This window comes from Paraflavitalea speifideaquila, from assembly GCF_032395985.1.
Taxonomy (GTDB): Bacteria; Bacteroidota; Bacteroidia; order Chitinophagales; family Chitinophagaceae; genus Paraflavitalea; species Paraflavitalea speifideaquila.
In genome coordinates this window covers 3,858,423-3,879,057 of sequence record NZ_CP135920.1, presented here as the reverse complement: position 1 = coordinate 3,879,057, position 20,635 = coordinate 3,858,423, and the positions used below count along the sequence as shown (strand labels likewise).

The 20,635-nt window shown below is 45.6% G+C and carries 27 protein-coding genes and 2 pseudogenes; 12 read left to right on the top strand and 17 right to left on the bottom strand.

Annotated elements, in window-relative coordinates; all coding sequences use genetic code 11:
- Window positions 1-2: 2 nt before the first annotated feature.
- The 6 genes from RS881_RS26325 (at window position 3) to RS881_RS26300 (ending at window position 4,383) form a co-directional block, all read left to right on the top strand.
- A complete protein-coding gene (locus RS881_RS26325; RefSeq protein WP_315823821.1) occupies window positions 3-488 on the top strand; it encodes an AraC family transcriptional regulator in 486 nt (161 codons plus the stop codon).
- A 225-nt stretch (window positions 489-713) separates the two neighbouring features.
- Window positions 714-887 (top strand): hypothetical protein, encoded by a 174-nt coding sequence (locus RS881_RS26320; protein ID WP_315823820.1) that lies wholly within the window; start codon window positions 714-716, stop codon window positions 885-887.
- A 494-nt stretch (window positions 888-1,381) separates the two neighbouring features.
- Window positions 1,382-1,591: a hypothetical protein gene (locus tag RS881_RS26315; protein WP_315823819.1), complete on the top strand. Its 210-nt coding sequence runs from the start codon at window positions 1,382-1,384 to the stop codon at window positions 1,589-1,591.
- A gap of 36 nt (window positions 1,592-1,627) precedes the next feature.
- Window positions 1,628-2,536: a helix-turn-helix domain-containing protein gene (locus RS881_RS26310; protein WP_315823818.1), complete on the top strand. Its 909-nt coding sequence runs from the start codon at window positions 1,628-1,630 to the stop codon at window positions 2,534-2,536.
- A gap of 134 nt (window positions 2,537-2,670) precedes the next feature.
- Window positions 2,671-3,219, top strand: coding sequence for a carboxymuconolactone decarboxylase family protein (locus tag RS881_RS26305; RefSeq protein WP_315823817.1), 549 nt, complete (start codon window positions 2,671-2,673; stop codon window positions 3,217-3,219).
- 168 nt (window positions 3,220-3,387) lie between these two features.
- Window positions 3,388-4,383 (top strand): alpha/beta hydrolase, encoded by a 996-nt coding sequence (locus RS881_RS26300; protein WP_315823816.1) that lies wholly within the window; start codon window positions 3,388-3,390, stop codon window positions 4,381-4,383.
- A 47-nt stretch (window positions 4,384-4,430) separates the two neighbouring features.
- On the opposite strand, the gene RS881_RS26295 is transcribed toward RS881_RS26300, so the two are convergent.
- The 6 genes and pseudogenes from RS881_RS26295 to RS881_RS60030 all read right to left on the bottom strand — a co-directional run.
- The gene (locus RS881_RS26295; RefSeq protein ID WP_315823815.1) at window positions 4,431-4,901 is read right to left on the bottom strand and encodes an RES family NAD+ phosphorylase; all 471 of its coding nucleotides are present in this window, start codon (window positions 4,899-4,901) and stop codon (window positions 4,431-4,433) included.
- Window positions 4,902-4,910: 9 nt separating this feature from the next.
- Window positions 4,911-5,033, bottom strand: a complete 123-nt coding sequence (locus RS881_RS60040) for an antitoxin Xre/MbcA/ParS toxin-binding domain-containing protein (RefSeq protein ID WP_350340181.1) — start codon at window positions 5,031-5,033, stop codon at window positions 4,911-4,913.
- Window positions 4,982-5,188, bottom strand: a complete 207-nt coding sequence (locus RS881_RS26290) for an antitoxin Xre/MbcA/ParS toxin-binding domain-containing protein (protein ID WP_315823814.1) — start codon at window positions 5,186-5,188, stop codon at window positions 4,982-4,984. Before RS881_RS26290 ends, RS881_RS60040 begins: the two co-directional genes overlap by 52 nt.
- A gap of 79 nt (window positions 5,189-5,267) precedes the next feature.
- Window positions 5,268-5,525: a hypothetical protein gene (locus RS881_RS26285; protein ID WP_315823813.1), complete on the bottom strand. Its 258-nt coding sequence runs from the start codon at window positions 5,523-5,525 to the stop codon at window positions 5,268-5,270.
- Between the two features lie 109 nt (window positions 5,526-5,634).
- Window positions 5,635-5,913 carry an exonuclease/endonuclease/phosphatase family protein gene (locus RS881_RS60035; RefSeq protein ID WP_350340251.1) on the bottom strand — a complete coding sequence of 93 codons (279 nt, stop codon included), beginning with the start codon at window positions 5,911-5,913 and terminating at the stop codon, window positions 5,635-5,637.
- Between the two features lie 120 nt (window positions 5,914-6,033).
- Window positions 6,034-6,332: pseudogene (locus RS881_RS60030) on the bottom strand (endonuclease/exonuclease/phosphatase family protein); the annotation flags it as partial.
- A gap of 250 nt (window positions 6,333-6,582) precedes the next feature.
- Between RS881_RS60030 and RS881_RS26275 the strand changes: the two are divergent.
- On the top strand, window positions 6,583-7,671 hold the full coding sequence (locus RS881_RS26275; RefSeq protein ID WP_315823811.1) for a TonB-dependent receptor: 1,089 nt from the start codon (window positions 6,583-6,585) through the stop codon (window positions 7,669-7,671).
- Window positions 7,656-9,046, top strand: a pseudogene (locus tag RS881_RS60025) (TonB-dependent receptor domain-containing protein). Before RS881_RS26275 ends, RS881_RS60025 begins: the two are co-directional and overlap by 16 nt.
- Before the next feature lie 138 nt (window positions 9,047-9,184).
- On the opposite strand, the gene RS881_RS26260 reads toward RS881_RS60025, so the two are convergent.
- From RS881_RS26260 to RS881_RS26230, 7 genes are all read right to left on the bottom strand, one after another.
- Window positions 9,185-9,592, bottom strand: coding sequence for a hypothetical protein (locus tag RS881_RS26260; RefSeq protein WP_315823808.1), 408 nt, complete (start codon window positions 9,590-9,592; stop codon window positions 9,185-9,187).
- A 77-nt stretch (window positions 9,593-9,669) separates the two neighbouring features.
- The gene (locus RS881_RS26255; protein WP_315823807.1) at window positions 9,670-10,269 is read right to left on the bottom strand and encodes a tail fiber protein; all 600 of its coding nucleotides are present in this window, start codon (window positions 10,267-10,269) and stop codon (window positions 9,670-9,672) included.
- 8 nt (window positions 10,270-10,277) lie between these two features.
- Entirely contained in the window at window positions 10,278-10,502 is a 225-nt protein-coding gene (locus RS881_RS26250; protein ID WP_315823806.1) for a hypothetical protein, read from the bottom strand.
- Window positions 10,502-11,878: a hypothetical protein gene (locus RS881_RS26245; protein ID WP_315823805.1), complete on the bottom strand. Its 1,377-nt coding sequence runs from the start codon at window positions 11,876-11,878 to the stop codon at window positions 10,502-10,504. The genes RS881_RS26250 and RS881_RS26245 overlap by 1 nt, the downstream gene beginning before the upstream one ends.
- 35 nt (window positions 11,879-11,913) lie before the next feature.
- Window positions 11,914-12,093: a hypothetical protein gene (locus RS881_RS26240; protein WP_315823804.1), complete on the bottom strand. Its 180-nt coding sequence runs from the start codon at window positions 12,091-12,093 to the stop codon at window positions 11,914-11,916.
- Entirely contained in the window at window positions 12,090-13,112 is a 1,023-nt protein-coding gene (locus RS881_RS26235) for a hypothetical protein (RefSeq protein WP_315823803.1), read from the bottom strand. The genes RS881_RS26240 and RS881_RS26235 overlap by 4 nt, the downstream gene beginning before the upstream one ends.
- Window positions 13,113-13,146: 34 nt before the next feature.
- Window positions 13,147-13,767 carry a hypothetical protein gene (locus RS881_RS26230; protein WP_315823802.1) on the bottom strand — a complete coding sequence of 207 codons (621 nt, stop codon included), beginning with the start codon at window positions 13,765-13,767 and terminating at the stop codon, window positions 13,147-13,149.
- 197 nt (window positions 13,768-13,964) lie between these two features.
- Between RS881_RS26230 and RS881_RS26225 the strand changes: the two genes are divergently transcribed.
- The 4 genes from RS881_RS26225 to RS881_RS26210 all read left to right on the top strand — a co-directional run bounded on the left by RS881_RS26225 (window position 13,965) and on the right by RS881_RS26210 (window position 16,973).
- Complete coding sequence (locus RS881_RS26225) at window positions 13,965-14,390, top strand: hypothetical protein (protein WP_315823801.1); 426 nt, start codon at window positions 13,965-13,967, stop codon at window positions 14,388-14,390.
- A gap of 323 nt (window positions 14,391-14,713) precedes the next feature.
- Complete coding sequence (locus tag RS881_RS26220; RefSeq protein WP_315823800.1) at window positions 14,714-15,523, top strand: tetratricopeptide repeat protein; 810 nt, start codon at window positions 14,714-14,716, stop codon at window positions 15,521-15,523.
- Between the two features lie 5 nt (window positions 15,524-15,528).
- Window positions 15,529-16,206, top strand: coding sequence for a sensor histidine kinase (locus RS881_RS26215; RefSeq protein WP_315824623.1), 678 nt, complete (start codon window positions 15,529-15,531; stop codon window positions 16,204-16,206).
- Between the two features lie 11 nt (window positions 16,207-16,217).
- Complete coding sequence (locus tag RS881_RS26210) at window positions 16,218-16,973, top strand: LytR/AlgR family response regulator transcription factor (protein ID WP_315823799.1); 756 nt, start codon at window positions 16,218-16,220, stop codon at window positions 16,971-16,973.
- A gap of 149 nt (window positions 16,974-17,122) precedes the next feature.
- Here the strand turns inward: RS881_RS26210 and RS881_RS26205 are convergent, their stop codons facing one another.
- The 4 genes from RS881_RS26205 to RS881_RS26190 all read right to left on the bottom strand — a co-directional run bounded on the left by RS881_RS26205 (window position 17,123) and on the right by RS881_RS26190 (window position 20,515).
- Entirely contained in the window at window positions 17,123-17,377 is a 255-nt protein-coding gene (locus RS881_RS26205) for a T9SS type A sorting domain-containing protein (RefSeq protein ID WP_315823798.1), read from the bottom strand.
- Complete coding sequence (locus RS881_RS26200) at window positions 17,269-18,543, bottom strand: hypothetical protein (protein WP_315823797.1); 1,275 nt, start codon at window positions 18,541-18,543, stop codon at window positions 17,269-17,271. Before RS881_RS26200 ends, RS881_RS26205 begins: the two co-directional genes overlap by 109 nt.
- A 179-nt stretch (window positions 18,544-18,722) precedes the next feature.
- Window positions 18,723-20,282 carry an Ig-like domain-containing protein gene (locus tag RS881_RS26195; protein ID WP_315823796.1) on the bottom strand — a complete coding sequence of 520 codons (1,560 nt, stop codon included), beginning with the start codon at window positions 20,280-20,282 and terminating at the stop codon, window positions 18,723-18,725.
- Entirely contained in the window at window positions 20,198-20,515 is a 318-nt protein-coding gene (locus RS881_RS26190; RefSeq protein WP_315824622.1) for a glycosyl hydrolase family 18 protein, read from the bottom strand. The genes RS881_RS26195 and RS881_RS26190 overlap by 85 nt, the downstream gene beginning before the upstream one ends.
- Window positions 20,516-20,635: the final 120 nt, after the last annotated feature.

Here is a 20,635-nt window from a genome sequence, read left to right as displayed (position 1 = left end):
TTATGGAACTAATTCAACAAGTGGAAGTAAAGCTACTTCCTGCTATGACTGTAGCTTATATCAGGCATATAGGCCCATTCCAGGGCGATGGGGCGTTGTTTGAAAGACTGTTCAACAGAATGTATGCCTGGGCCGGAGCACGTGGCCTGATACAGCAGCCAGGCTTCAAAGCCATAGCCGTATATCATGACGATATCTGTGTAACCGATGAAAGCAAGACAAGATTAAGCGTTTGTGTCACAGTGCCACCCGATTTAAACGTGGATGGAGAAATTGGTAAAATGGAGTTGAATCCGGGTAAATGTGCCGTAGCCCGTTTTAAACTACAGCCCGAAGAATTTCCTGAGGCCTGGCGTTGGTTTTTTGGTACCTGGTTCCCTTCCAGTGGCTACCAGCCTGATGACGGAATTTGTTTTGAGATCTATCCAGAACAGCCCACCAACGAAGGGCTCACCGTAGATATCTGCGTTCCGGTAAAACCCCTATAGGTCAAATTTAGCGACTGTATTTAATACATATATGATTGCACATTTACATCATCCATAGGTTGTACCGGGAAGCAAGCGGCTATCCAGGTAGTTTATACCTGCTTTCTGTATACTGAAAACAACGGATTGTACTGTTAAATGCATTTCCTGTAGGGCTTTTGGCTACATTCATAGCTAAATAAACATTTCCATGAAAAATTTCTTCCAATCATTGCAAGCTGCCTCTTGCTAGTGGCAGGCTTTGCCACACCGGCCTCTACTACAGCTACACAGGTACAACCTGTGATCACCGGCGAACCGGAACCACATCCCAACAACCTCTACGTGAAATTGAAAGTGAATGGGCAGACCACCATCCTCTGGTTACTGGTTTTCCTTCCGACACTGTTGGTGATGTAAAAACGATGTAGAAAGTATGGTGGGTTTCTCTATTAATTATTTGTCCTATAAAGGACAGGTCCTGGCCGAACAGGCAACGCTGGCATCCTATGGAATTGGTGCCAATGTTACGCTGAATGCTTATTAAGCAAGTGCGTTTATAGCCAAAAACGCCGCCGGTTTACACCCGCGGCGTTTTTTTGTCCACCTCATTATCTTATCGAGAATATTTCCTTCCGTAGTTCACCTGCCCGGGGCGCACAATAGCTGTAACAAAACCGGACAACCTCAGTTTCTTCATTAGTCATAATTGACTGGCAGCAGGAATTACTTTTGCCATGCTCATTGGGTTGTGGATACAATATGAAACCAGTTTTGATACCTTCCATACCAATGGTAACCGTATAGCCCTGGTATTAAAAAAATACCCTTTTCAACAACCAAAAGAATACCCAGGAAGCTACTCCCCTTCCCTTATATGACGCTTTAAACAACGAATACCCCTCAAAGAGTTTATGTGGCTGGTATTTATCGCCTGCCTGATCGTTTCCCCCTTGGCATTCTGGCTAATGAATGACTGGTTAAATAAGTATGAATACCGGGTTAATATCAGTATTTGGATATTTGCAGGAGTAGGTATCCTGGCCATTGCCTTATTTGCGATTAGCATACAAACCATTAAAGCAGCTTTTGCCAATCCCGTTAAAAGCCTGAAAATAGAATAAGCAATACATACCTGGCTGTGTGCAATAAAGGCCGGGGTGCTGGGCCGCTCTTTTTGCTGTTTGGAGCGAAAGCTATCTATCTTTGGCGGTATGAAGTTGTTTTATAAAGATCTGGTAACTGGCGGCGAATTGCTGCTTACAGAAAAGGAAACCCAGTTTGACCGCTTTTTCTTTACCCGCGACCGGCAGAACAAATACCTTACTATTGTCTGGAATCAGGGCAACGAGCAAGAGGTGGTGATCGATGAAGTGTTGTATACATTTCCTGCCAATACCTTATTGCCCCTGGTAATTAACCAGTCATTCCACTTTGAACGGCCCGACCAGCTTATAGCCTGGCAGTTTAACCGTGAATTTTACTGCATCATGGATAACGACAAAGAAGTAAGTTGCGTGGGCTTCATCTTCCTGGGTTCTGCAGAAACAATGTTCATCCGGCTGGATGAAAAGGAGCACCAGAACTTTACCCGACTGCTGGAAGTTTTTAAAGATGAGTTCGAAAACAAAGACGATATTCAGGGCAGCATGCTACGAACGCTGCTTGTGCGACTAATTATTAAGTTAACCCGGCTGGCCAGGAAACAGTACCTGAACCCTTCCATTCTGGAAGACAATAAAATGGACATTGTACGCCAATACAACCTACTGGTGGAAAACCATTACCGTACCCAACACCAGGTACAATTTTATGCCCAGGAGCTTAACAAATCGCCTAAGACCCTTTCCAATCTATTTTCTCTCTACAATCACAAGTCGCCCTTACAGGTAATACATGATAGAATTACCCAGGAGGCCAAAAGGCTCTTTCACTATACTGATAAGTCAGCAAAGGAGATCTCTGGCGAATTGGGTTTTGAAGACGCGGCCCATTTCAGCCGTTTCTTCAAGAACCAAACGGGCATTCCGCCTTCTGAATTTAAAAGATCTTTCCAGGCAAGGGTCTAAGCTCAGTGGAGGCCTTTTTCCTGGCCAAGGGAAAAATCGACAAGTCTTCGGGAAGTGCGTCCATTTTTAGGGAATCGGAACGGCTGCATTTTTACATCGTCAATTACGACAGTAAAAATCAAAAACAATAAAAAATGAAAACGTTCACAGTTCCTACCAGAGAAGATGTTAGTCCCGCCAACCAGGTATTGTTCGACAACCTGAAAAAGGCCATCGGTAAAGTCCCTAACTTATATGCCACCATAGCTTACTCACAAAATGCATTGGGCACCTACCTGGCATTGCAAGGTGCTAAATCCTCGCTGAAAGCCAAAGAAAGAGAGGTCATCAACCTGGTAGTAAGTCAGGTTAATGACTGTGAATATTGCCTGGCAGCCCATACGGCCATCGGTAAATTAAATGGATTCACGGATGCCCAGATTTCAGAGATCCGATTGGCTTCCGTATCTTTTGATCCCAAACTGCAAGCCCTGGCTGCTCTGACCCAAAGCTTTCTTCAGAACAACGGTAAACCCGATCCCGTATTAACACAAAACTTCTTTACAGTAGGTTATACGGAAGAAAACCTGGTAGATGCTATCGTGGTTATAGGTGATAAGATCATTACGAATTACCTGCATGGCGTTACCAAAATTCCCATAGATTTCCCTGCAGCCCCAGCCCTAATTACCGAGAAAGCATAGACTAAGGTATTGGTGATAATTTGTACAACAAATGCCACGGTTTGTCAATTGAAGAGGCCATAGTGCCTGGCAGTACTTTTGTACTGCATAAGTAATACACCAGGGCAGTGGCCTCTTCATAATACAAAAATCATTATCAATACTTTTAAAACATCAAAATCCTTAGCAATGAGTACTACAACTATTTCCCAGCCAGCAACCATTATCCATTGGTCGGAAGATCCAAGGGTTGATTCGGGCACCAAAGCTTTCCTGAAAGTATTGAACTCGGGTGGCGCTCCGCTGGAAACCCTTTCCAAGGAAGATGCCCGTAATGTGCTGGTAGGTGCCCAGGCTGGTGTAAAGGTAGACCTGTCGGGTATTGAAGAATCCGAGAAAACAATCACTGCCGATGGCTATACAGTGAAACTGAATATTGTTCGCCCGGATGGTATTAATGGAAAACTGCCCGTATTTATTTTTATCCATGGCGGCGGCTGGATCCTGGGTGATTATCCTACGCACAAACGTATGGTACGCGACCTGGTAGTACTTACCGGTTATTCGGGTGTGTTTGTAAACTATACTCCCTCTCCGGAAGCGCAATATCCACAAGCCATTAATGAGATCTATGCAGCTACCAAATGGGTGGCCAACCATGGTGATGAAATTGGCGTAGATGGTACCAACCTGGCCATTGTAGGCAATAGTGTAGGCGGAAATATGAGTACTGTTACCACCATTAAAGCCAAAGAGAATAATGGCCCCAAGATAAAATTACAAATATTGATGTGGCCGCTGGTGGATGCCGATTTTGACAATGGATCTTACCAGCAATTTGGTGAAGACAGGTTTTTAACAAGAAATGTGATGATGTGGATGTTTGATCAGTATACTACCAATCCCAAAGAACGCAAGGAAATTTATGTTTCTCCACTGAATGCTTCTGTAGAACAACTGAAGGGCTTACCGCCTACTCTCATACAGGTAGCAGAAAGTGATATACTGCGTGATGCCGGTGAGGCTTATGGCCGTAAATTGGATTTGGCAGGGGTACCCGTAACTACTATCCGGTACAATGGCATGATCCATGATTTTGGCTTATTAAATGCATTGGCCGACCTTCCCTCCACCAAATCATTGTTTATACATGCAGCAGCTGAACTGAAAAAATACCTGGGTTAGTACACCTACAAAAGCGGGCTTCCTGAACGGGAAGCCCGCTTTTGTATTTATATGGCAGGGCTATTCAAGTTTAATACGAACATCGTAAACAAAGTCCCGGATATCGACGATCTCAAAATAATCACTGTTACGATGCAGTGGATTGAGTACATAATTATATTCCAGGGGATGACAGCGGAAGGAAACCGGATAACTGGGTAAGTGGCATCTTTTAATAAGCGGGTGCCAAAGTCTTTCGTAGAAGAAGAGGCAGGTACAGCTGCCCAGTCTCCAGGCAGGTCTGATTTTCTTAACAGCAGTATACCGTCATCGGGTATTTCATAAGTGGTAATGCTCAGTGCCCGGGGAACCTCATCTACATTGACGTTCACAGTATATTCCAGCACGGCCAGTGCGCGGCTTTCGGCTGTATAAATACAAGGCGTTAGTTTATGATTCCAGCGTCCTCCATGCAACCGGGCGCCTTCGCCAGAGAGATCTTTTGCGTATTTTGTTTTTCCAATCCGGTAAACAACCATATAATAATACTAAGAATAAACGCCATAATCAATACGGCCAATGATATCACGTACTTCCTCCCGACCAAACTGGCTATCCATTAAATCATAGGGGCCTGCCCACCCAATGCCATATTGGGGCGAAACATCCATTTATTGAAAAGGGCTTCATCTTCAAAAACTTCATAGCCATAAGAATAAAGGCTGGCCAGGTCAAGTATACGCTCACTAAGGGCGGGATTGAATTTTTCTGAACCTTTTTTGCTGATGAGGGTAGCCCTGGTAACAGCCAATGCAATTGCCAGCATATCGTAATCGAGGGATGTTTTTTCTTTAAGGCTTTCAAGATCTTTTTGCTGATGCCATCTCGCACAATACTTACTTTTTCTAAGGGGTCATTTGGCTTTCGGGCTTTTGGGTAGCATCCGAAAGTATCGGCTTTCCCAGGCTGCCGCTGCTTACATCTTGGGTTAAAACAACAGGCAGTTTTTGCCTGCTATTGCCATAGGCTACGGCATCTTCATTTAACATATGGGCAGGTGGAGCTTCAGTAGAATATGGCTTAACCTGGGTACTTTTAGTGCTCTTTTGAGGAGGAGCCTGAATGCCTCTTTTTATAGGGCTGGATTTGGTGCGCTTTGCCATAGTATAAATTTTTACTGTACCTAATCCAAATTTACGCTTTTCTTATAGAATAAAAAAATATATTTCCCTGCCCCCATAAAGCCAAAAGGCCCTTATAGGTAAATGGGATTTATGGAAGTCGTAAAATAGCCATTACTGGCAGATGATCGGATGCATATTTTTCATCTATGACCTTATGCGATAATACCGTGAATCCGGCTGAGGGCCTGTAGGCGATGAAATCAATGGTTTCAGATGGATTCTCTACGGGTATGGTAAATCCGCAATCCTGCACACAGGTGCGGGTAAAATGCCGGTCGAGGGTACTAATAACGGCCCCTCCTGCTGTAGCGTTGAGATCGCCCGCCAGGATAACGGCTCCCGTTTCATGTTGAAAATAGTCCGCAATGGCGGCAATCTGTAATAATCGGTTGGTATCACTGCGCTGAGCATCCAGGTGGGTACAGGCAAATACCAGTTTTTCCCATTCACTTCGATATGAGCAGAAGCCAATACCCTTGGCTCACCATTGCTGCCCGCTAAAGTGGGAAGTGGTAACGTAAAGCCTCCTGACAACGCATACTTCGATAAAATAGCCACCCCGTATTGCCCGCCGTCATAGTCAATGGCTCTGGCAAAATAGAAGTTCATTTTTGTTTTTTGCGCCAGCAGGAATGCTTCATTCAGGCCCGACCTTTTAGTATTTACATCCACTTCCTGTAAGGCTACTACATCGGGTTTGTACTTATTGATCACAGCAGCAATGGCATCCAGATCTATAACGCCTGCTTTGGAAGGGGGATTGGCATGGTGGATATTGTAGCTCATAATGGTGAGGTCCTGCTTTTGCCGCCTTCGCTGGCAACTCTATTCATACCACAAGCCGATATGACTAAACAAAATAGCACAAAAAGGAAGGTATTACGTAACTGCATAATGGTTGGTTTTATGATCTCAAAGTTCTGGATGCAATAATATATAATGTTAATTATATGAAAGTCATATCCCCTAAAGTAGGTTTAGTTCAGTATGTCTTTAGATTCTCCTTTTATGTTTGCTACTCTTCAAAACCAAACGCATGAGAAAATGGGTATTTCTGGGAGTATGCCTTTTATTGTGGACGGGTATCCGGGCACAGGAAGCCAGTACTGGGAAAGGGAATGGAAAGGTTACCGGAAAGATAATGGAATCGGGAACGATTACTCCACTTGAATACGCCACCATTACGGTTTTTGACAGGTTATCCGGCAAAACGATAACAGGAACCACTTCCGATAAGGCAGGTCAATTCAGCCTAACTGGCCTGGGCCCCGGCGATTATAGACTGGTAATAGAGTTTATAGGATTCAAACCATTGGAAATACCTGCCGTCCAGGTCAGGAAAAATGAAACGGTAGATATTAAAACCATCAAACTCAACAGGGATCAACAAAACCTGACGCCAGTAACTGTTACAGCACAGACCAAATTGATTGAGAGTAAGATCGACAAATTGGTATTCAATGCCGGGAAAGACCTTACCTCTCAAGGTGGGGTTGCCACCGACCTGCTCAGGAAGGTGCCCCAGGTATCAGTTGATGTGGATGGCAATGTACAATTGGCGGGCAATTCCAGTATTCGCTTTTTAATAAACGGAAAGCCTTCCACCGCCTTCGGCAGTAGCGTGACAGACGTATTGCAATCCATACCAGCCAGCCAGATCAAAAGTATTGAGGTGATCACCAATCCAGGCGCCAGGTACGATGCACAGGGTCTGGGAGGTATCATCAATATCATATTAAAGCAAAATACCGCCAGGGGTATTAATGGTAATCTATCGCTTACTGCAGGAACAAGAATGGAAAATGGCTCATTTAATTTCAATGCACGCAACAAAAATTTCGGGGTCAATGCATTTATAAGCAGTAACGCAAGGCTCACCGTAGCCACCCCTACTCCAGCCTGCGTCAATCAGTTGACACATCCAGCAAAAGCAAAGGAATACTGGGCCAGGATGGAAGTACCCACCTCAAAAGACATGGTATTGAATCTGGTATTGGCTTGGACTGGACTTACAAAAAACAAAACAATTTTACCGCTTCTCTTAATTATAACGTATTTGGCAACAACAACAACGGGCAGATCAATCAATCGCAGGCAACCACCGATTATGTGGGTAATATATTGAGCAAGACATTAAGCCTTAACAGATCAGCCAACTCAAACCGATTCCACAATGTGGATGCAGCCTTTAATTACAAACGAACCTTTAACCGGGAGGATCAGGAACTGGAATTTTCGGTCAATACCAGTATCGGGAGATCAACTTTCCAGTCGAATAATGAGCAGTGGAAGAAACCAGTAGATTCCCTGTTTTACGGTGTTCAAAACCGCAATCCGGGTAAGGAAAACGAAACACAGATCGTACTGGATTATACACAGCCCCTGGCAGAAACAATTATACTGGGTACCGGATTCAAAACTACCTTTATAGACATTAACAGCCATTCGACCGTCCTCAGCTACCAGCCAGGTGATAAACGATACCAATATGACGGTTCTTTATCCAATAGCCTGACCTACCACCAGCAAGTGTATGCCGCTTATGCCGAACTTACCTTTCCAGTGGCAAAGCTATTTGATATAAAAATGGGAAGCCGCTATGAGCGCACAGAAATCAATGCTGACTATTCCGATGCCCAGCAAGCGATTAAAACACCCGGATACAATACACTGGTACCCTCCATTTTTCTCTCTAAAAACTGAGTGATGACCAGGTGCTCAAGCTGAGTTATTCAAAAAGGATTGAACGACCCGATTATGGCGATCTGAACCCGTTTATCAACACCAGCGACCCCAAAAATATCAATGCAGGCAATCCATATCTGCTGCCGGAATTAAGTCATAGAATCGAATTGGGATATAGCTGGGATATGCACAGCTTTGGATCGGTGATGTTTACAGCCTTTTACCGGCACAATATGCAGGATATTCAACCCTACGTTAAATATTATCCTACATTAACTGTGGGCGATTCTATCTATCACAATGTATCCGTAAGCACCCGGGAAAATATTGGCACAGAAAACAATACAGGCATGAACCTATTTGCCGATATTCATCCCACCTCCAAACTGGGCATACGCGGTAATTTATTTATGTTTCACAGGAAGATCATCAATGCCATTGATGTGGGCAACAGCCGTACCAGCTTTAATTATCGCTTCAACCTGAATACCACCTACCAATTCACTTCCCAATTGGCAGCAGAATTTTTCGGTAATTTCAGTTCCGCCCGAAATGAGGTACAGGGGAAATATCCTTCCCTTACCACCTATAGCCTGGCCATTAGAAAACAGTTCTGGAATAAAAAGGCCAGCCTGGCGCTCACGGCAATTAATCCGTTCAATGAATACGTTACCCAAAAGCTTGAAATCGTGGGTCCCAATTTTGCCACCACCAGTATTCGCAAGATCCCCTTCCGGTCTGTGGGGATCAACTTTACCTGGAAGTTTGGATTGCTGGAATTTAAAAAGACAAAGAAGAAGGCAACAATGACATGAATATAGCTCCATAAATTATTCCACTGCCATGAAATGCTTATATTTAAACAAAACACACTATGAAACAGCTGATCTTCTTCCTGCTGATTGGCTTCACGGTACGCGGCCAGGTAATAGGCCCCTCTCTTCCAAAAGCCATCAAATCCACCGAAAAATACCAGCTCCGCCATTATTGACAACCTGAACGGCATTAAAAGTTTGCTCGCCAGCATTGTTGTAATTGATGTAGAGATGGGCAGGATCAACACCATAATAAACCGCCATATAAGCCAGGGCAGCGGACGGATTCCTATCGCTTGTTGGCGACTGGTACCGGTAATTCGCATGCAGGTTGGCCATATCCAGGTTCAGGCATCCGGTAACCTGGTAGATCTTCTGGGCCAATGCCTGCGGGCCGGGCAGATTGAACCCCTGCCCCAGGTCGGCCGTGTTCAATAAATTAGCAACCTGCGCCTTTCCCAGGTGGGTAAGTGCGGCTGCCAATGCAAAAGCGCCGCAACTGTTCGTAGTAGTTTGCACTACATTGTTGTAAGCTGCAAATGACATAGTGTTAAGTTTTAAAAAATGATGAAATCGGATTGGGTCTGATGAGGATCGGTAAAGGGTCATCGAACAGAGTGATGTTACATAAATTTGATAAGGTAGTTTACATATACGTTCTTAGCCCTTGTTTCGGTACTGGTACGTACTCCACCAGGCGGATCAGCCAGGTTATCGGTTGGTGTACCGGACAGCTGGCTGGATACGGCTACCACTGCAGGAGTAGCGCCTTGTCCTGCGGGAGAAGAAGGTGTGGCAGGTTGCTGGTAACTGTGTTGATGTACCTGCAGCGCGTCCTGCTGTATGGACCCCACCTCACTGCTGATAGTACCATTGGCCAATACCCGCTCTCCCGCATCAGGATCGTTCTTCGTGCCCGTACTGGTCATGCGCAGGAAATATCCCCTGTAATCAGGAATATTGAATTGACCAGAAGGCTCACCACCCGTATTATACAGGATGCCAATGGCTGCATACAGCATACCATAATCAGCAATCGCAAGGGTACGCCCGTCGCAAAGCATCCATCCGGCGCTTTCTGTTACGGTACTATAAGCCGATTGCTGCAGCGGGTTGACAGGCGATGTAGCCACCTGACCAGCAAAAGCGATTACTGCGCCCACAGGCATAGTAATGTCCACCGGATAGGGTATACCCGGCGTGTTTGGAAATGGAGGAGTCATAATAATACTTATTTAGATGTGATAAAATTGGGCAAATCGCTTCCTTCCTGTATCACCTGCATGGTAGTGGGCAGGGCTATATGCCATTGCTTTTCTTCCAGCCTTTGATGATGCCAGTGTAAAATACTCTTCAGGCGGGTCGCAATATCCAGTGCATTATAATCAGGGCTGCTGTTTACCGGTATATTAACCGGCACAAAGGGATAAGCGGGCAGCCATATCAAACCCGTCATTAAATAATAAAGTACCTGGAAGTTAAAGTCGGGCCGCACGGGTAAATAAACAGTTGCCGCACCTGCCTGGAGGAATGGCCTGAGAGAATCTTCGCCCCTTGCAGCGCATAATTGTATGGGGCAGGTTGATCATTAAAGCACCAGGTCATCTCATCCCATTCCAGTGCTTGCTCCATAAATTGGCGGTATCCTTGCTCCATCGCTTTTTCCGGGTTGGCTATCCCGCTACCAGTAAGACCTACTTTTTCTGCATACACCTGCAGCAACATCTTGATGCAATTATTGTGCAGTGCCGTTCGCTCAATTGTATTCAACAACAAGGGATTACTTGCCTGATCTTCTCTGGCAAACCGCGTAATCTGCTCATTGTATTGACGCATCAGCACCTGATAGGCTTCAGTAATTTCATTGTATACCGTTATTTTCCATTCATTGACCTTATTATCCGAAACATTACTAACAACAGTGGCCACCAGCACAAAATCTCCTGGTTGAACAGCCGGTACCCCCGGCACCGTTACAGCGGCAACGGCCAATGCTACCTGTGTAATCTCATTTTCCAATAAGATATTACTTTGTTTGGGTGCAGCATTGGTAACAGCAAAAGGAGTAGTGCCTATAATGCCCGTTATGGCCGTAATCAGCGCACCTGCGCCAACCTGCCCTGTTACGGTAGCCGTGGCTGCCCTGTACCCTGTGGGAATAGGAATGTACTTTTCGGTTTCACTTTGCCCCACCGTAACACTGGTGGTTAAGCTGCTTTCAGGAGGCAACAAGGACTTGGTAACCTGGTAATAACTCAGCAGTGCAATATAATTTTCAGGTGTTATATCTGTAAACTTGTTGATCTTTTGTTGTTGTGGGGATAGCGGTTTCTCGAGGTTGGTATTATTCAATGTTTGCTGCGTAGCAATAAAGTCCTTCGCCGGCCTGTCCATATTCAACTGCAAGAGAAAACGGTAACCGTAATTCTCCAGGCTGATGCGGTACACTTTATTGACCCAGCGGTATATACCACGAAAATTTTCCCGTCCTTGCTGGTTATCAAAAATACTGGATTGTGTTTCTTCCTGCTCGCCATACGTATAAGACGTTCTTGACTTTAGCACTGATTCCTGTATGCGGTTGAGGGTTTTATTGAGTATAGTTGTTGCAAAACTATTGGTATTCTCAACGCCGGGCGCTCCCGCAGTAAGGGTCTTTGTAAAGGAGCCATTATAAACAGCCTGCGAAGGCGGTCCATAGGTTACCGTGAAATTGGTATAATTGAACGACTTTGTCAATGCCGCGATCGTCTTTTGCACTTCCGATGCCAATTCATGGGTATTTTCACTGGTTTGATTGTTTTGCTCATTGGCAGTATGCGTATGGTGCACCGATTGCTCGCCTTGGTGGTTGAGTGAACGGCGAACTACTTTTTCTTTTCTCCCTTCAATACGTTCTCTATCTGGGCTATTTCGCCCAAGGTATAAGACTGTAAACGGTACCTGGTCATTTTCAGTTGACCAATGGCATAGGGTTTGATCTGATTGGAGATGAGTGCTACTTCCGCGTAGGATGGTAATGGGAAAAGTGTATTGGGCAAGATCACCGTAGCCTGTAAAAACCGGGCAGGATATGCGGTTCTAAGGGCAAATTGGATATTTCCGATTGGTAGAGCTGATCAATGAGGTTGGTCAACAATAATATCTTATTAATAGCTACAAAGAAATGCTCCTGGTAACCGGCAAAGATGATAAGGGCAAAATAATTTTGCCATACTTCGTCTGTTGAATCAACATAGTTATTGTCCACCAACCAGGCCATATACTCCCCAATACTATCAAAACCTACCATTTCCAGCAATAGATCTACCAATAGGTCAGGCGCATCGGATGCCCGCAGTACATCATAAATAGCCGGGTACTCCCTTATTGGAGCAGGAACATTGTCCAGGCTACCAAAGTACATACCAGTAAAAGGTGATTCGTTTTGCAGAAACTGCAATACAAGTGCCTCCATGCCAGCACGATCATTATTTCCTTTCGGCACCAGCAACATCGTATACAAAGAATTGGCTGTTGTATTTGCCGCATCATAACTTATAAATTGCCAGGGCAGCGGTGCGGTAGCCGAAACAGGCCAGGGCTGTACGTCAATATAGGGAAACAAAGGCGCTCCCAGTGAAATAACAGGCGCCAGGTCTTCGGTATCACTTACGGTCAAAGGGTCCAGCGGAGGTAGTATGGGCCTAACAGGTATTTTTTCATAAGGATAAATAGTAATGGTTCCTTCAAAATGACTTTGTAATGCTTCATTAGGGCTCGATCCATAGTACAGGTTACCAAACAGCACCATCTCACCCTGGCTGATCGTGGTAAGCAAATGGCCATGAATGTATCCTTCAGTTGCTTTGCAGCGCACCTCCTGTTTGTTTTCGCCTGTTAATAATCCACTCATGAGGGCCATTTGGTGATCGGCCGGATAATACAGGTCATAACTGATCACAGGCATATTTTCATCCTGACCAACTGTGGAGTAGTTGAAGGTGGTGACGATCCGGATGGTTTTATTGATCACAAACTCGTGCATGGCATACAATTGAAGGAATGAAGAAAAAGTGGGTGGCATATAACAGCCACCCAGTTAAATTAATATCGATTACTCAGGCATACACAATATTCTCCAGGGTGAATTTGAAGGGTGTAGAACCAGGGCCAGGGCCACCGCCTGTCATTAAGATGTCGGCACTCTTTATACCAAAGAGCGACAGCTCTGTATTGATCTGTGATAAGATGGCAGAGTTCATGACTGTACCTTCTTCAATTTGCGAAACCACCCCGATCCAGATAGAAGGTTTGAACTGGAATACTGCTTTCTGACCTGGCGCAATGCCAGTTTTTGTGGCCAATAACCGGCCATTCTTATAGATATTGGCATCAATAGCCCCCAGATCCAGCGCATTGAGTACTTCTACTTCATTCTGGCTACTGGCCTGACCGCCATACTTCAGAATATCGCCCGACTTGTCCTGTACTACCTGGAATTGTTGCCCGTTAGAAGCGCCCAACTGCTTACTGTAATTACCCCAGCTATCGCTGGATGACACATACATTTCCATGGGATAATTAAAAGGATGGTTCCAACCCTGTCCACAGTTTTGAATAACCATCCAAGCTACTGCCAACTCTTCATAACTAGTAGCCTGGTTCTTCTGGAAAATGACAATTTCAGAATTGTTCCTGTCATTGGACTGGTTAATGAAATTCAATTTAATGTGAGGCATGTCTTTAAATTTAAAAATGGTAAATTAGTTTTATGCAGCATTGTATACCGGTATTGCTTTATCGAAGTTACCACGGCACCATACCTTTTTGCAAACGGATGGCATAAGCGGACAGGTGATGGGAATAAATGGTAAGTTTTTAGCTATAAGATAAAAAGGTATATATTTGAGTATCCCATTACCATAAACCTAAACTTATGTCAAATCCGCTGACCGTGTCCGGTCCTCCGGCCATTAGCTTAATTGCATCTGGATTGGTAGATCGCTTTTCATTAGAGCCACTTGTTGCCATCACCCCCAATGAGACCGATCCAAACTCAAATCTTTTATTGATCCACTTTTACATTCCGGACGGCCCCACACCTAAACTCAATTCCGACTTTAATACAATAGAACACGTACCTACGGACGCAGGTGTCCTGGATTTACGGGTAATATCAATAGATTATGTACGTCCTCCCAGAATGTCCACCACCTTTTCCTTGTGGAAGATCCGTGTTGAATACACGGTTGAAGGGCCTTCAGCGGAGGCTTTATGGGTCAAGCTCATCCATCCTGTATCAGACTTCCCCGTTACTGCCCGTGGCACAGTGACCTCCGTTGCAATAACCAATAATGTATGACCTTTTACCGCTGGCTATCATCAGTAGTAATACTGTTATTTTCATTTTCCCTACGTAGTTCTGCGCAACCCCGCATGCTTCCTGGCATATCATTCAACACCTCAGGCTACAATGCAGCATTTGCCAGCAGAGACCGGCTGATTCTTTATTGCTTATCACAGGCAATACAGATCAATACGCCAACCATTTCCACAATAGCCTGGTAGCGCTACAACTGAACTACTTTGATGAGGCCTATACCTATAGCTTGCAAACTATTTCGGCGCTGGAGGAAAAAAAAAGACAGCACTCTTAATCAATATGCCTATTTTATCAAAGCAAAGGTGCTGTATAACAAACACCTTTACCAGGAATCAATTGCACAGTACCAATTGTTGCTTGACAGGTACGCAAAAGACTCCACCATCCTTTCGCAGATCTATTCCAACATAGGAGAAGCCTACCTGGAACAAGGCAATTACGAAAAGGCACTCTCCTATTTAACCAACTGGCAAAGGCTGTTCCTGACCAATGCCGATTTTGTAAGCACCAAAAACTATTACCACAATAGAGCGCTTTGCCTGTTTCACATGAACAAGTATCCCGAAGCCGAATCGCTCTTCCTGAAAAATATTGATCTGGAAATACAGAATAAGGACTCCTTAGGACTGGCTATTTCTTACATGAACCTGGCCAATTTGTATTACAACCAATTTCTGGACTATAAGGCCATCCCCTATTTTCAAAAATCGCTGGTATGTGCTCAGGCCGCAGGTGATCTGGGGATATTAAAAAACGCCTACCTGAATGCGGCAGTGGTGGATGAGAACCGGAAACTATTCCCTTCCGCACTCGCTTATCGCAAACAATATGAGCGCTTGCAGGATAGCAGCTGGAACCGCGACCAGGTGTGGAAACTGGCTGCCCAGGAACGAAAATTTTCTTTACAGCTCAATGAGAACAAGATCACCCTGATGCAGCAGGAAGCCAACCTGCGCGATGCCGCCTTACAGGCCAGGAGCCGGGAAAGGAACACCTTATTGGTAGCCACTATCATATTTCTCCTTTTCTCGGGATTTGCCTTTTATGCTTACCATGTAAAAGTGAAAACAAGCCGCATCATCAGCCAGCAAAAGACGAGCTCAGTGTATTGAATACGATGAAAGACCGGTTATTCTCCATCGTGGCACATGACCTGCGGTCGCCCGTACATGCTATCAAAACCAATGCAACCAATATTCAGTCGGCTATTAATGATCAAAATACAGAACAAGTACAATTGCTGACCGACCGGCTTTCGCGCACCGCCACCAGCACCTGGAGCCTGCTGGACAATATGCTGCACTGGGCCCTGGGTCATACCAACCAGCTTTTCTTCAGGCCGGAAAAGCTGCATTTGTTAACCATCATCAACCAGGTATGTTACGACTATACACCATTGGCCCTTACAAAAGGTATTACTATTCATAAAAATGTACCTGCCAACATTTTTATCCTGGCCGACCAAACATCGGTCAAGATCATCTTACGCAACCTGCTCGACAATGCTATTAAATACACCCAACCGGAAGGCACTATTTCCATTACTGTCACTCACCTGCCCAATCAATGCAATATACAGTTCAAAGATACTGGTATGGGCATGGATGATCAGGTGCTGGAAGCAGTCACCAATTGCAGCTGGCAACAGATACGGGAAGATACACAAGGCAATAGGAGTACAGGGTTTGGTTTAGAGCTTTGTAAAATGATGATAGACCGTAATCAGGGCGCCTTATCTATCACCAGCGAAAAGGGATCAGGAACTACCATTAATATTACGTTTCCCTTAGCATAAATGACTGCACCATGGAAGCACTAAAAATACTCGTTATTGAAGACAATGAGGCCGATGCAGGAATCATCATGAGTTTATTACAGCAGGCAGGATATAACCTGTGCGGTATTGCCCGCAGCCTGCGGGAAGCCATTCAACTGTTCAACAATACCCAACCCGACCTTTGTATCATAGATATTTACTTGCAGGGCAGGCAGGACGGTATTGAGTTTGCCCGGCAATTGAGCAATCATGAATCCCTAAAGCGCCCTTTTATATTTTTAACCAGCGCCACAGACAAACAAACTTTTGATACGGCCAGGATGACAAACCCTTTTAGTTATCTCCTGAAGCCCTTTAATGCACTGGAATTACAATATGCTATTGAACTGGCCGTGGAGAAGTTTGGCCGGGAAAAAGATGGTTATTTTGCTACCAGTTCAGAACCTGCTTCTATCCTATTACAGGATGTATTCTTTGTAAAACGGGGCAATATACTGGTGAAGATCATGGCTTCGGAGATCAGGTATATTGAAGTCGATGGTAAATATTGCAAACTGGCCTATGGCACCGAAAAGTTTGTGATCCAGAAATCATTGAAACAATTACAGGAACAATTACCCCTTAAAACATTTGTTCGTACACACCGCAATTATATTGTGAACGTCAAAGAGATTGTCAAGATCAATTTGCAGGATCATGAGCTGGTATTACAAGATGGCAACACCCTGGCCTTCAGCCGCCGCTACCTCGATGAATTGACACAGGCTTTCAGTGTATTGAAATAGGAAAGAGGTCAGAATTCAGAAGAAATACAAGATCTCGATCCAATATAAAAGCTGGCATCATAATACAAAAAACAGAATCCAGGAGCAAAAAACGCAGTATTCCGCGCAAAAAAGCTCCTGTATGCTGTTTCCTGTATTCTGGTATTCCCCTACTTCACAAATCGCTTCGTAACCGACTTACGATCTTTGGTATAAATGAGTGTATAGGTACCTGCCGTAAGCCTGGATACATCTACCCGGTTGGAAACCGGTTTACCACGCAACACCTGCCTGCCCGACATATCGTATACCTGAACTATACCGCCCGACAGGTCTTCTCCCGATACGATATACAGTTCGTTGCGTACAGGGTTGGGATATATCTCCAGTCCTTTGATGCCCGCAACAGCCTCATCCTGCGCCACCCTGGCGCTAAGGGGGTGGACGCCTGTGCATTGACAGTTACCGTAGAAGCTACCACTAACGAGGAGGCTTTGTCATTCCAACTATCATTTACCAGGCAATCGTCATCAGCTGTTTTTACCAGCGTTGTACCACCAAAATTATCATCCCAGTACAAGGTTACTTTATAACCACTTTGTACCCGAATAGAGGAAATATCATCATTGAGTATGCCTTTTGCCTGCAATTGTGCCAGGGTATAGCTGCCAGGCACCAATGGCACTGCATATCCACCATAACTACAATCCTTATATACTGTCACCGCCCCATCGGGATAGGTAAATGGGAAATCAATACGGGCCTGGTTGAACTGCGTTTCATAGGTAGCCGGCCAGCCAAAGGCGGTGGTAGCCATGGGTTTCAGGTTCACACCGGCAGCCCCACTCCAGAAATGGACAAACTCGCCCCAGTTCATACTACGGCTATAAGCGCTGCCCGATTTAGGGAAATACTGCGCCAGTAAGGTAAAATACCTGTTCAGCGTTTGCGTGCCGCCATAAGCATTGTATATAGGGTAAAACCAATCGCGGAACCAATAGGTATTGGCCCGGGGAAAACTGCTGGTGCCATTGATCATCAGGTTGTACCAGCGGGTTACATCACTCGTCCTGCCCAGGCCACGGTACACATCATAGATAAATATCTCGGCCCATTTACTATCGCCCCAGATACCAAATGCCGGCGAATTTTTAATGCCCTTGCTGGCGCCTTCCACAATATGCGCCACCTCATGGGTTACGATGTCAAGGTCATTACCCGCCCCACTGGTCCAGGGGCCGGGACCTACATCGATCACGTTCCGGTTATCGTGGCTCGCATCAAAATACGTGGAGGGGTGACCGCCACTGTATTTATTGGTGTGAAATACGGCAAATAGATGAGGATCACTACCAAAGGCGCCATAGATCGATTTGGTATAGCGCCATACATCACCTGCAAAGCTATAGGGCCAGGTAACTGAGGCACTCACATCATTGTCGTAATAGACGGCTACATCATTGTCGTAAAACTTCCTGTTCAACAACTGGTTATGTTCAAACCAATGCTCCTGCCAGGTAGCAGGGGGTGTTTGCGCGCTAACTACGCTGGCGAGGCAAAGTGAGAACAATAAAAAGGAAAACTGTTTCATAATGAGAATGGTTGAATGGTGAATAATGATGCTATGACAAGTGAGACAACCGCCACCATTAGTATAGGAAGGAAAAAGGTGGGCCACTCTGCGGCGTTGCATTCGCGGCGCAGCAGAGAGACTCACCTTAAAGGGGCCTGGCTTAACTAAAGACATTGATTCTATAGGCTCGTTTCCCCTTACTTCACAAATCGTTTAGTGATCACCTTCCCTTCTTTCATAAATACCAGCGTATAGATGCCTGGCGCCAGGGCCCATACATCTACCTGGTAGCTGGCCGCTCTGGCAGGTATTACATGACGGCCATTGATATCCAGTATCCGGATAGTGGCGCCAATAAGCGACTCTCCGGTTCGGATATTCAGTTGGTTGCGTACTGGATTGGGAGCGATGCTTAATCCACTACCTTCCGCAACATCATCAGCGCCTGCTTTGCCAATAGCTGTTTTGCTGCCTGCTGTGAGACCTGAACCGCAAGTACCCATTGTTTTCCACCACCATTCTGCCGTGCCCGGTGTTACATTGTACAGGTTATTGGATTGGCTTTGATACAATACATTGTTGTACACCACCAGGTCGCCATTGTTGTATATTTTGGGATAAGGCTGGTAAGCAGCTACACCCGTACAGTTCACACCTCCACCTGTAGTGGTTACAGTGATATTTACTGCAGCAGAAGTTGTTACCGCACCAGCATTGTCGGTGGCACGGGCAGTAAGGGTATAAGCACCGGCGGTTACATTGGTCCAGCTATAGCTGTAAGGGCTGCTGGCATCGGTACCCAACAACGTGCTGCCATTGTAAAAAGCAACCTGTGTTACAGCACCATCTGCATCGGCAGCCGTGGCCTGAATGGTAATAGATGCCGGCGCCGTAAAGCTGGCATTGTTGGCAGGTGCTGTAACGCTTACCGTGGGCAATGTATTACCACCGCCACCGCCACAATCGCGCACATAAGCCCAGGGTTTGCCATCGCCTGTATTAAGATCGGGCTGATTGCCTTGTGTCCACCATTTGGCCTGGTACACTTTGTTATTGTACACTACCAGTGCACCGCCATTATAAGGAGTGGTAGCATTCCAGGCAGGTATACCACTGCAATCACCTCCACCGGAGCTCACCGTGATAGTTACTGCAGAAGAGGTAGTAACGCCTCCCGCATTGTCGGTAGCCCTGGCCGTAAGACTATAAGTACCATTGCCTACATTGTTCCAGGCATAGCTGTAAGGACTGGTAGCATCGGTACCCAACAAAGTGCTGCCATTATAAAAGGCCACCTGCGTTATAGTACCATCAGCATCAGCGGCAGTAGCCTGAATCACGATGTTGGCAGGAGAAGTAAAACTGGCATTATTGGCAGGTGCCGTAATACTTACCGTAGGTGGAAGATCGCCACCCGTTACCGTAACATTGACCACACCCGATGTAGTCACAGCGCCTGCATTGTCAGTTGCTCTGGCTGTGATGGCATAACTACCATTTCCAACTCCATTCCAGGTATAGCTATAAGGGCTGGTAGCATCCGTACCCAGTAAGATACTGCCGTTATAAAATGCGACCTGCGATACCGTTCCATCCGCATCAGCCGCCGTGGCCTGAATGGCAATACTGGCTGGCGCCGTAAAACTGGCATTGTTCGCAGGAGCAGTGATACTTACCGTGGGCGGTATATTACCCGGCCCCCGGTAGCAAAAACCGCATTGATCTTGTTCACAAGCGGATGGGTAGTATTGGGACAATAGATAAGCTTACCTTTTGGCACCGTACTACTGGTCATATTGGTCATATCGCCATATACCTGCCAAATGATCACACCGGCCAATCCATTGTCCTTGATGTATTGCGCCTTCTCTCCTACCGAACGCTCATTGTCGTAGCTCAGGAAATAGTTGCCCTTTGTTTTGTAAGGCACTTTGGCCACATCATCCCAATGATCTGTCCAACCCGAACCAGCGCCGGTTGATAATTGGATGATGGCATAATTGGGGGTTCCGTCCCATAGGTCTTTGGCCCAATTGGTATAATCAGCGCTAGTCTGGATCGGACCGTCGGGCTGTACAGTCTCCGCCCTTTTTACAGTAGTACCATTCAG

Bases quoted from the DNA above. Each gene is read 5' to 3' on its own strand.
- RS881_RS26325 (WP_315823821.1), top strand. From the start codon at position 3: ATGGAACTAATTCAACAAGTGGAAGTAAAGCTACTTCCTGCTATGACT.
- RS881_RS26315 (WP_315823819.1), top strand. From the start codon at position 1,382: ATGTGGCTGGTATTTATCGCCTGCCTGATCGTTTCCCCCTTGGCATTC.
- RS881_RS26305 (WP_315823817.1), top strand. From the start codon at position 2,671: ATGAAAACGTTCACAGTTCCTACCAGAGAAGATGTTAGTCCCGCCAAC.
- RS881_RS26300 (WP_315823816.1), top strand. From the start codon at position 3,388: ATGAGTACTACAACTATTTCCCAGCCAGCAACCATTATCCATTGGTCG.
- RS881_RS26295 (WP_315823815.1), bottom strand. From the start codon at position 4,901: ATGGTTGTTTACCGGATTGGAAAAACAAAATACGCAAAAGATCTCTCT.
- RS881_RS60040 (WP_350340181.1), bottom strand. From the start codon at position 5,033: ATGGATGTTTCGCCCCAATATGGCATTGGGTGGGCAGGCCCCTATGAT.
- RS881_RS26290 (WP_315823814.1), bottom strand. From the start codon at position 5,188: ATGCTGGCAATTGCATTGGCTGTTACCAGGGCTACCCTCATCAGCAAA.
- RS881_RS26285 (WP_315823813.1), bottom strand. From the start codon at position 5,525: ATGGCAAAGCGCACCAAATCCAGCCCTATAAAAAGAGGCATTCAGGCT.
- RS881_RS26275 (WP_315823811.1), top strand. From the start codon at position 6,583: ATGAGAAAATGGGTATTTCTGGGAGTATGCCTTTTATTGTGGACGGGT.
- RS881_RS26260 (WP_315823808.1), bottom strand. From the start codon at position 9,592: ATGTCATTTGCAGCTTACAACAATGTAGTGCAAACTACTACGAACAGT.
- RS881_RS26255 (WP_315823807.1), bottom strand. From the start codon at position 10,269: ATGACTCCTCCATTTCCAAACACGCCGGGTATACCCTATCCGGTGGAC.
- RS881_RS26250 (WP_315823806.1), bottom strand. From the start codon at position 10,502: ATGACGGGTTTGATATGGCTGCCCGCTTATCCCTTTGTGCCGGTTAAT.
- RS881_RS26235 (WP_315823803.1), bottom strand. From the start codon at position 13,112: ATGCCACCCACTTTTTCTTCATTCCTTCAATTGTATGCCATGCACGAG.
- RS881_RS26230 (WP_315823802.1), bottom strand. From the start codon at position 13,767: ATGCCTCACATTAAATTGAATTTCATTAACCAGTCCAATGACAGGAAC.
- RS881_RS26225 (WP_315823801.1), top strand. From the start codon at position 13,965: ATGTCAAATCCGCTGACCGTGTCCGGTCCTCCGGCCATTAGCTTAATT.
- RS881_RS26215 (WP_315824623.1), top strand. From the start codon at position 15,529: ATGAAAGACCGGTTATTCTCCATCGTGGCACATGACCTGCGGTCGCCC.
- RS881_RS26210 (WP_315823799.1), top strand. From the start codon at position 16,218: ATGGAAGCACTAAAAATACTCGTTATTGAAGACAATGAGGCCGATGCA.
- RS881_RS26200 (WP_315823797.1), bottom strand. From the start codon at position 18,543: ATGAAACAGTTTTCCTTTTTATTGTTCTCACTTTGCCTCGCCAGCGTA.